Raw genomic sequence first — 9,556 nt, forward strand, 5'->3', positions numbered from 1 at the left:
GTTTGTAATTGCTGCCAGAAATGTTTCCAAGTATCTGGGAGGTTTGCTCGATCTAAAACAGCATAAAGACGGCTTAAAATCTCTATTTCTGGTTGGGAAATTAGATAGCACTGATATGGATTAACAGGATGCTGAAAAAGCTCGTGTGTTAGTTTTATTCGTGCTTCGCTAATTGCCTCAGCTTGATTTGGACAAGCCAGTATGAGTTCATCCCAGTCATGAGGTTGAATATCTTGGGTAAGTTGATCGCGCACCCAATCTTCGAGATCGTCTACCCCATCAATAATTGTCGGGATGCCTTCGGGAAAGCGATCGCCACCAGCAAATTGTCCTCCTAACCAAGCTTCTGGGGAGGTTAACAGTAGCCCTTGGAACTCAGCATCAGGCCAAGCGTCACCTGTTCTAATCGATTTATTGGCTGGTAGCCATTGCTGTAGACGGGGAATTTCCACCCGCAGTAGAAGTTGCTGCACTGCTTCTTGAGCAACAATAATTACAGGGCCATGCCACATTAGGGCTGATGCTACGAAACTAGTACGATACCGCCCCTGATAGCCACAAACCGCTCCTACTTGAATTAGGGCACTACGTCCCAGGCGCAAGGCGCGTGCTACCAACCGTGCCATCGTCAAATGATGGGGCCAGGAAGGGAACCCCGCTTGCGATCGCAAAAAGTTATGTAGTGACAAATGAACTTCTGCCTCAATCACACGCTTTAAATTCCATACAAAGTGACTTTTACTTCCAATTGCCCCATTTCTATTATGTTGTCCTTTGTCATTAGTCATTTGTTTTTGACCAATGACCAATGACCAATGACCAATTACCCACTACCCTGAATTATGCCAACTTACACAGGAATTTCCAGCGAAGCCTTCAGGCATCCACTAGATCGCCAAGCCGAGCAAGCTTTGCGAAATTTACCGGGATTTGATTTAATCGCTCGTAAATTTGTGGAATTTATCTACGAACGCCCTCAATTAGTCTATCTAATGGGTAACACCATCCAAGTCGGGCCGCGTCAGTATTCCACTATTTACCAGATGTTTCGGGAATGCGTCCGAGATTTGGACATTTACCCAGAACCTGCACTGTTTGTCTCGCAAGATCCCCAAGCAAATAGCTATGCCTTGGGGCAAGAGAATCCTTACATAGTCATAAATACAGGGATACTAGACTTGCTAGACGAAGCTGAGATTCGGGCGGTGCTAGCCCATGAACTGGGGCATATTAAATGTGGTCATACTATTTTAATTCAAATGGCGATGTGGGCGATGAGTGCTGCTTCCGCCTTGGGAGAATTGACCTTCGGCATTGGTAATTTTGTAACACAAGGCTTGATTTACGCCTTTTTTGAGTGGCGGCGTAAAGCCGAGTTATCCTCAGATCGCGCTGCGCTACTGGTGATGGATGACTTGAATCCTGTGATGTCAACAATGATGAAACTCTCTGGCGGTAGTAACAAATATGCCAATGAATGTAGTTTACAAGAGTTTATCAAGCAGTCAGAAAATTATCAGGCACTAGATGAAGATGGGCTGAATCAGATATATAAATTCTTGATTTACAATGGCGCTCAGGGTACGATGTTATCCCATCCTTTCCCAGTGGAACGGCTGCATTACCTACGGGCGTGGGCAGTATCCGAAGAATATCAGCAAATTCGCCGAGGAAATTATCAGCGATCGCCTGCTTCCGGCTCAGTAAATGTTGCAGCAGAATCTTCCACAAATGAAACAGATAATTTGCGCCGTCAAATTGAAGAATTACAACGGGAAATCAATAGAATGAGAAGACCTGATAATAATTCGTAATTCGTAATTCGTAATTCGTAATTCGTAATTAAGGAGCAATTACCGTCGGGCGGGCACTGGCACAAGTATCAGAGTTGAGGTTTTCAGCATTAGTAAATAGTGCCCGCCCTACTTAAGATTAATGCAAGATGTGAACTATAACGCATTAAGGCACTTTTGGGGGTAGGATAAATTCAATATTCAAAATTCAAGACTTGAAAATTGTTAACTATATCTGAGCATTAAATTTAGATGTAGGCATTTATCAATATGGCAATTCACTTGACAAAACGACTCTCTGTGTTCGCTATTATTCTAGCTCTTATCCTTTCCATGCCGGGAATTGCCTTAGCTGCACCGGTTCAACTCCATACTACTTCTGGTGTCATTTTCGCCATTACCAAAACTGCAAGCTACTCCACTTCGTCTGAGATTAACCTAACTCCTTTACAAAGCCAAGAACTTCAGGCTGTGCGTCAGAGAAGAAACAGGGAAATTGAGGCAGTATTAAACACATCGCAACGTGTCCAACTTAATCACAATCTCCGGGCTGGTAATAATATGAATCAAGCCCTACAAAAGTTGAATTTGCAACCAGAACAACAAGACTTGGTAAAGGCAATCGTCCAATTTACCAACTTGAAAATGAAAGCTGTTTCATCTAGACATTCGCTAAAAATAGTCCAGAAATAAAGGTTTTGCTTGGAGAATAAAATTTTCAGCCTTGGTCAGAGAAGATATAAATAATATTTTCTCTGACAGCCTTTTGGATAAAATGCGATAGAGCGTTCATACCAATTTCATTAAAAATTATGTTAACTAATTTATGGAAACATTTGAATAATCTGGATTTCAATTTCTGGAAAGGCAATCAAGGATAACGTTGCATCTTCATCCCGAATAAATTCTTCATTATAGCCTTCCAAAGCAGGCTCACGGAAAACATAAACCTGACGCTGATTCACATCCAAAATCCAGTAATCAGCAATTCCTGCCTTAGCGTACAAAGGTGCTTTCTGTTTCCGATCCGTGTCTAGCGTCGTATCTGCTACCTCAACCAATAAAAAGATTTCATTGGGTGCGGGATGATGATCGATATACTTTCGTGAATCGATGCGAACAACAGCAATATCTGGCTCAGGTTCCGAATATTGGCTCAACTGAATGGGATCTTGCACCCGAACTAAGGCAACCTCTGCTAGCAGCCGCTTGAGGTAGTCAGACGCGCACAGTGTTGTTGCTGCATGGGGAGGATTTTTGGCGCTCATCGGGATAACTTGCCCATCAATCAGTTCTACCCGTTCATTCTCTGTAATAATACCCGTTTCAAACATCCGGTGATATTCGTTGACAGTCCACAGGCGGACTCTAGTTTGTGTCATTGTATATTTCCTGCGGTGGGCTACGCCTACGCACATTACTTTTAGGCGATTATCTCTTACTCTCAACTTTGGCAGCATCTATAATTAATCTTGCCCTATTTAGTTCGTTACCATGTCGGAAGAAGATATCCGAGCCGCCAGGCTGGAGAAAGTAGAACAACTCAAGCAGCTAGGGACTAATCCCTACGCCTATCGTTGGGAATGTACCCATCATGCAGCGCAGTTGCAAGAACAGTTTGCCGATTTAGCCAGTGGTGAAGAAGTTGATTTAGAAGTTGCGATCGCTGGGCGCATTATGGCGCGTCGCGTTTTTGGTAAACTAGCTTTCTTCACCTTGCAAGATGAAACTGGCACAATTCAGCTTTATTTGGATAAAAATCGCATCCAAGAAAGCATGGCAGATATTGATGCTGATGCCTTCAATCACTTAAAACAACTCACAGATGCAGGCGACATTCTGGGAGCCAAAGGTACTATTAAACGGACTGAAAAGGGCGAGTTATCTGTCTACGTTAAACAATATACTATCCTCACTAAATCCCTGTTGCCCCTACCCGATAAGTGGCACGGATTAACGGATGTTGCTAAACGCTACCGTCAGCGCTACGTTGACTTGATTGTTAACCCAGAAGTGCGACAAACTTTCCGCCGTCGCGCCCAAATTACTGCTGGTATTCGTCGCTATTTAGAACAGCGCGATTTTCTAGAAATTGAAACGCCTGTTTTGCAAAGTGAAGCTGGGGGTGCAGATGCACGTCCCTTTATTACCCACCACAACACTTTAGAAATGGAGTTGTATCTGCGAATTGCCACAGAACTCCATCTCAAGCGGTTGATTGTGGGTGGTTTTGAAAAGGTGTTTGAATTGGGACGGATTTTCCGTAATGAAGGAATTTCGACTCGACACAATCCCGAATTTACAACGATTGAAGTTTACCAAGCCTACGCCGATTACAACGATATGATGGCGCTGACTGAGGGGATTATTACCACTGTTGCCCAAGATGTAATTGGTACATTGCAAATTACCTACCAAGGAGAACCTATAGATTTAACACCACCTTGGCGGCGGGTGACAATGCACGATTTAGTTAAAGAATTTACCGAATTAGATTTCAATTCTTTCCAAACATTGGAAGAAGCAAAAACAGCAAGTAAAAATGCTAATATTCCTGGTGTAGATGAAGCCAAATCAATTGGTAAGTTACTGAATTTAGCTTTTGAAGAAAAGGTAGAAGCTAATTTAATTCAACCTACCTTTGTCATTGATTACCCTGTAGAAATTTCGCCCTTAGCAAAACCCCACCGTTCTCAACCTGGTTTGGTAGAAAGATTTGAGTTATTTATCGTCGGGCGAGAAACTGGGAACAGCTTCTCAGAACTTACAGATCCCATCGATCAAAGAGAACGCCTAGAAGCCCAAGCTGAAAGAAAAGCTGCTGGTGACTTAGAAGCCCAAGGTGTGGATGAAGACTTTTTGACAGCCCTTGAATACGGTATGCCGCCTACAGGTGGTTTAGGGATTGGGATCGATCGGTTAGTAATGTTGTTAACTGATTCTGCCAGTATTCGGGATGTAATTGCTTTCCCTCTACTCAAGCCTGAAGGCAGTGTTATTAAGCAATTTACCTATGAGCAAAAAACTCAAACACTGACTATTGAATTTGATAGTGGAAGTGTTTACGAGTATTTCAAAGTCCCTCCTAGTGTGAAAGAAGACTTAGATAATGCTCCGTCTAAAGGTCAGTATTTTAATAAGTTTATTAAAGGAAAATTTAAATTTGAACAATTGAGTTGACCCATTCAAGCATGTAATCTGAATTCTTCATTTAATACTGAAATAACCGCAAAATCTAGCTGTCACAACCAGGTTTTGCGGTCATTCAACAAACGCATAACTACATTGGATACCCAATAGAGTAATTGCAGAAATTGGGATAAACTGTTGGTTTAGCCACCCCAGATTTTCTCTAAAACTGCGTTTGGTGAGATATCCGCCGTTTTTCCTGTGGGGGATGCAATAGCCAAAAATTTATCGTTTTTCGGCAACAACTTAGCTGGATCGGTGGGCCCAAATAGGGCGATGGTATAGGTTTGAACTGCAACACTTAGTTGTAGTGCTGGACTATCAGTAGACAACATCAAATTTGCTCCGGCGATTATAGCAGCTAACTTGCCAATATCATCTGGGGCAGTCACCTTGATATTTGGAGAAGACCCCAAAAGCGATCGCACAAACTTCTCATCGTCAGTCCCCTTAATCACCACCACAGGCAGATCCGGCTGCTTGTCTTGGAAGCCTTGAATAATTTGATGCCAACTTTCTACAGGGTAGATTTTATCCAGTTCTTTAGCCTGGGATAAATGACCAGAACCGCCATGAATCAGGATATAACCTGTTTCATGTACGCCTAAGCGTTTCTGTTCCTTTTGTGCCCACTCAATATCTGGTTTTGGCACATTTACTGCTAACTCTGGGACAGGACTATTTATTTCCAATGGTTGCAGCAAATCGTGATATACTGCCGCCGCATACTGGGATGGTTTAAATGGCACAGCGTGGGTCAGAAAAACCGAACCCTTGCCTTTGTAGCCAATACGTATGGGAATTCCTGTCAACCAAAGTAAAAGACCTAGCAACCAAATTTGCTTCACAGCAATGACAACATCGTATTCGCGATCGCGAATTGTCCCCACCAAGTTACCCCAATCTGCCAGACTATTACGGTCGTGAAAATCAAAGTTCAGCACCTCGTGAACTGACTTGCTCACTCGGTAGGCAGCCTTTGACCGGGGCTCAACAACGACATCTATCTGAGCGGACGGGTAATTGCGCTTCAGGTCATCTAGAGTCGGAAAGAAGAGAATTTGGTCGCCAATTCCGCCAGGTACAAGGGCTACTACTCGCATAATATTTATTGACGCTTACTCGCTCCCTATTTTAGGGGAAAATATATAGCTTAAAGATTGAGGAATTCTGTGTATTTACTAATTCCATCTGCGGGAATCGGAAAAAGAATGGGTAGTAACCGCAATAAACTCTTGCTGAAAGTGCGATCGCAACCAATTATTGCCTGGACTCTATTAGCCGCAGAAGCCGCCAATACAATCAGTTGGATCGGGATTATTTCTCAGCCTAGCGATTGGCCAGACTTTAGGGCAATTCTCACCGATTTGAAGCTGACTAAACCTGTGGAATTGATTCAAGGTGGCTCCACCCGTCAAGAATCTGTTTACAATGGCTTGCAGGCTTTGCCAATAGCCGCAGAACAAGTGTTAATTCATGATGGGGCCAGATGTCTCGCCACACCAGATTTATTTAACTCTTGTGCGGAGGCCATTCGCCACTATCCCGGTTTAATTGCTGGTGTACCCGTCAAAGACACCATCAAAGTTGTTGATGAACAAGGCATAATTCAAGAAACACCCGACAGACAAAATTTGTGGGCTGCACAAACTCCCCAAGGATTTAATGTCAAGTTGTTGAAACAGTGCCACGCTGAAGGTGTCCGTCAAGGTTGGGAAGTAACTGACGATGCCGCTTTATTTGAAAAGTGCGGTATTGAAGTGCGAATTGTCGAGGGAGAAGAGACAAATTTGAAGGTGACAACTCCACAAGATTTAGCGATCGCAGAATTTATTCTTACAACTAGAGGTGCTTGAGGGATTGGGGATTGGGGAAATAACTAATCCCCAATACTTTGACAACGCTGAGTACAAGTGCCCAATCCCAAATTAGAGACTTTCAAAAAATACTTTGACAATTTACGATATAATGCCAGACACTTGTTGATTGTTAGTTGTCATGTACTAATGACCAATGACTAATAACCAATGACTAATGACTAACAACTAAATGATTACAGCCACAGCGACGAAGATAGAAGCAATTCTCTATTTAAAGGGTAAACCCTTGTCGCTCGGCGAAATCGCCGAGTATGCCGCGTGCGATCGCGCCACTGTCAAAGAAGGCATAATTGAACTAATGGACAACTATGCCCACCGAGATAGCGCCCTAGAGGTAATAGAAACCCCAGATGGTTATAGTTTGCAACTAAGGTCTGACTTTCATGATTTAGTGCAAACGATGATACCAGTAGAGTTGGGTGTAGGTGCATTACGGACTTTAGCAGCGATCGCCCTCAATAGTCCCATACTCCAGAGCGACTTGATTAACTTGCGCGGTTCAGGAGTATATCAACACGTTCCAGAACTCGTAGAACTTGGTTTCATCCGCAAACGCCGAGACAGCGATTCTCGCTCCTACTCACTCCAAGTAACCCCAAAATTTCATCAATATTTCCAAATAGAACAACTCCCTCAAATACTTTCCAACAGCCAGAAGGAAGAACAACTAGAACTAGAACTAGAACTAGAACTAAAAGCAGTAGGGACTGGGGACTAGGGACTAGGAAAATTACCCAATCCCCATCGCCCCTAATCCCCAAAGGGGGCGCCGAGTTCTCCAATCCCCAATCCCCATTCCCAATGACTTATACCCGTGGTGAATGCGCTAGCCTTGTACTATGGTTTAGAGTAGAGTTAGCAATTAAGCTAAATAAAACTGCCAATGGTGTTTAATCCTGACTTTTTAAATGACAACTCTGAGGAACACCCTAATCAACTTCTTTCCGACCACTCTGAAGAATACCCCAATCAGTTACTCAAATATCTACAACATCAGTCTCCTGATGTTTTAGCGAGGATTGCTCAATCCGCCAGCCCCGAAATTAAACAAATTATCTCGCAAAATGTCCAAGGGCTAGTGGGAATGCTCCCCGCAGAAAATTTCAACGTGCAAATCACAACAGATCGGGATAACTTAGCTGGGCTTCTAGCGTCGGCCATGATGACGGGGTATTTTTTGCGCCAAATGGAACAAAGAATGCAGTTAGAGCATTTGTCTAATGGTCAGTAGTTATATAGTCAATAGTCAAACATTCTGGGACTATTGACCAAATAATTCGTAATGACGCTCTCTACGAATTACGAATTATTCTGACTACTTCCTTTCAGGATAAGCTCCTGATTGTACTTTGAAGGTTTGAATTTTCCCGCTACGGTTAACTTCGATAGCTAAAATGTCACCAACTTTGCTGGACTCTACCAGCTTTTGAACTTGGGCTGAGGTTTTAACTGCTTTACCGTTAACTTTTTGAATCACGTCTCCAGGAAACAATCCTCCACGCTTGGCTGGAGAATCCCCTGTGACTCCTTTAATCACAATCCCAACATCCTGCTGAATGTTAAGTTGATTTTCTTGATTAATCTGCTGTTTCTTGATAGGAGAAAGGTCTGCCATTTCAATACCCAAGAAGGGATGTTCTACACGCCCTTTGGTAAAAAGTTCATTGGCAATGCGGGCGGCGGTTTCAATGGGGATAGCGAAACCGAGTCCTTGAGCATCAGCGCGGATGGCAGTATTAATACCAATAACTTCGCCTTGGGCGTTTAACAAGGGGCCACCGGAATTACCAGGGTTAATTGCGGCATCAGTTTGAATAAAGGTGACTCGCTTATCTGGGACACCAACCTGAGTGCTAGTGCGATCGGTAGCGCTGACGATGCCAATAGTGACAGTATTATCTAAACCTAGAGGATTGCCAATTGCGATCGCCCATTCTCCTGGTATTAAGTTTTGCGAATTACCCAGTTTCACAGTCGGTAAATGATTCGCTTTTATTTTCACCACTGCCACATCTGTTACAGAATCAACTCCTACCACCTTTCCCTCTAAACTTCGACCATCCTTGAGGGTGACTTGTACTGTATCCGTATCTGCTACTACATGAGCGTTAGTGAGTAATTCTCCATCTTCACTCAAAATAAATCCCGATCCCGTACCCCGCTCAATACGTTCTTCGGGAATTGGTTGCTCATCCTCTCCAAAAAACCGCCGCAAGAGGGGACTTTTTAATGCGTCAGAGATGGGATTGGCGACTTTGCGAGTGGCATTAATTCGCACCACAGCCGGGCCGACTTTTTGCACTGCAGTCGCAATAAAATTCACATTACTATCGCCCCCACTGGCCCCAATTTGTGCATTAGAAGGATTCGGAGTTACGGATTCTGGAGGCGAAGCCATTGTTACATTTTTTAACTGTTGGAAAGAGGGATTTTGTAGCAGGAGATAGCGACTACCAAACAAACCTGCACCACAGCCGAACACCAGTAAGAACACATAAACGCCCAGTTGCTTTAAAGATAACTTCATAATCATTCTGCTTAAGGACAGCAATGCAGTTGCTAATTTCTAAGTGTAGTCAAGCTAACGATAAGTGGACAGATCAATTTACAAGGAATTAAGTATGGAGATTGGAGATTGGGAATTGGAGATTGCATATTAGGTAATCTTCCAAGTCCCCAGTCCCCAGTCCCAAT

9 protein-coding genes and 1 pseudogene are annotated in these 9,556 nt (G+C 43.4%); 6 read left to right on the plus strand and 4 right to left on the minus strand.

From position 1 onward, the window contains the following. A pseudogene (locus CDG79_RS36675) lies at positions 1-710 on the minus strand (ATP-dependent DNA helicase); the annotation flags it as partial. Positions 711-842: 132 nt separating this feature from the next. On the opposite strand from CDG79_RS36675, the gene CDG79_RS36680 reads away from it, so the two are divergent. Further along, complete coding sequence (locus CDG79_RS36680) at positions 843-1,814, plus strand: M48 family metallopeptidase (protein WP_094346475.1); 972 nt, start codon at positions 843-845, stop codon at positions 1,812-1,814. 249 nt (positions 1,815-2,063) lie between these two features. Next, a complete protein-coding gene (locus tag CDG79_RS36685) occupies positions 2,064-2,486 on the plus strand; it encodes a hypothetical protein (protein ID WP_094346476.1) in 423 nt (140 codons plus the stop codon). Between the two features lie 131 nt (positions 2,487-2,617). On the opposite strand, the gene CDG79_RS36690 is transcribed toward CDG79_RS36685, so the two are convergent. Further along, entirely contained in the window at positions 2,618-3,175 is a 558-nt protein-coding gene (locus CDG79_RS36690; protein WP_094346477.1) for a Uma2 family endonuclease, read from the minus strand. A gap of 112 nt (positions 3,176-3,287) precedes the next feature. Between CDG79_RS36690 and lysS the strand changes: the two genes are divergently transcribed. After that, positions 3,288-4,973, plus strand: a complete 1,686-nt coding sequence (lysS, locus tag CDG79_RS36695; RefSeq protein WP_094346478.1) for a lysine--tRNA ligase — start codon at positions 3,288-3,290, stop codon at positions 4,971-4,973. A 152-nt stretch (positions 4,974-5,125) separates the two neighbouring features. Here the strand turns inward: lysS and CDG79_RS36700 are convergent, their stop codons facing one another. After that, the gene (locus CDG79_RS36700; RefSeq protein ID WP_094346479.1) at positions 5,126-6,085 is read right to left on the minus strand and encodes a glycosyltransferase family 9 protein; all 960 of its coding nucleotides are present in this window, start codon (positions 6,083-6,085) and stop codon (positions 5,126-5,128) included. A 69-nt stretch (positions 6,086-6,154) separates the two neighbouring features. On the opposite strand from CDG79_RS36700, the gene ispD reads away from it, so the two are divergent. The 3 genes from ispD to CDG79_RS36715 all read left to right on the plus strand — a co-directional run bounded on the left by ispD (position 6,155) and on the right by CDG79_RS36715 (position 8,093). Next, positions 6,155-6,838 (plus strand): 2-C-methyl-D-erythritol 4-phosphate cytidylyltransferase, encoded by a 684-nt coding sequence (gene ispD / locus CDG79_RS36705; RefSeq protein WP_094346480.1) that lies wholly within the window; start codon positions 6,155-6,157, stop codon positions 6,836-6,838. Between the two features lie 193 nt (positions 6,839-7,031). Beyond that, complete coding sequence (gene scpB, locus CDG79_RS36710) at positions 7,032-7,580, plus strand: SMC-Scp complex subunit ScpB (RefSeq protein ID WP_094346481.1); 549 nt, start codon at positions 7,032-7,034, stop codon at positions 7,578-7,580. A 165-nt stretch (positions 7,581-7,745) separates the two neighbouring features. Beyond that, positions 7,746-8,093, plus strand: coding sequence for a DUF760 domain-containing protein (locus CDG79_RS36715; RefSeq protein ID WP_094333219.1), 348 nt, complete (start codon positions 7,746-7,748; stop codon positions 8,091-8,093). 84 nt (positions 8,094-8,177) lie between these two features. On the opposite strand, the gene CDG79_RS36720 is transcribed toward CDG79_RS36715, so the two are convergent. Beyond that, a complete protein-coding gene (locus CDG79_RS36720; protein ID WP_094346482.1) occupies positions 8,178-9,389 on the minus strand; it encodes an HhoA/HhoB/HtrA family serine endopeptidase in 1,212 nt (403 codons plus the stop codon). Positions 9,390-9,556 lie beyond the last annotated feature (167 nt).

Origin of the sequence: Nostoc sp. 'Peltigera membranacea cyanobiont' 232, from assembly GCF_002245985.1 — a bacterium.
Classification (GTDB): Bacteria; Cyanobacteriota; Cyanobacteriia; order Cyanobacteriales; family Nostocaceae; genus Nostoc.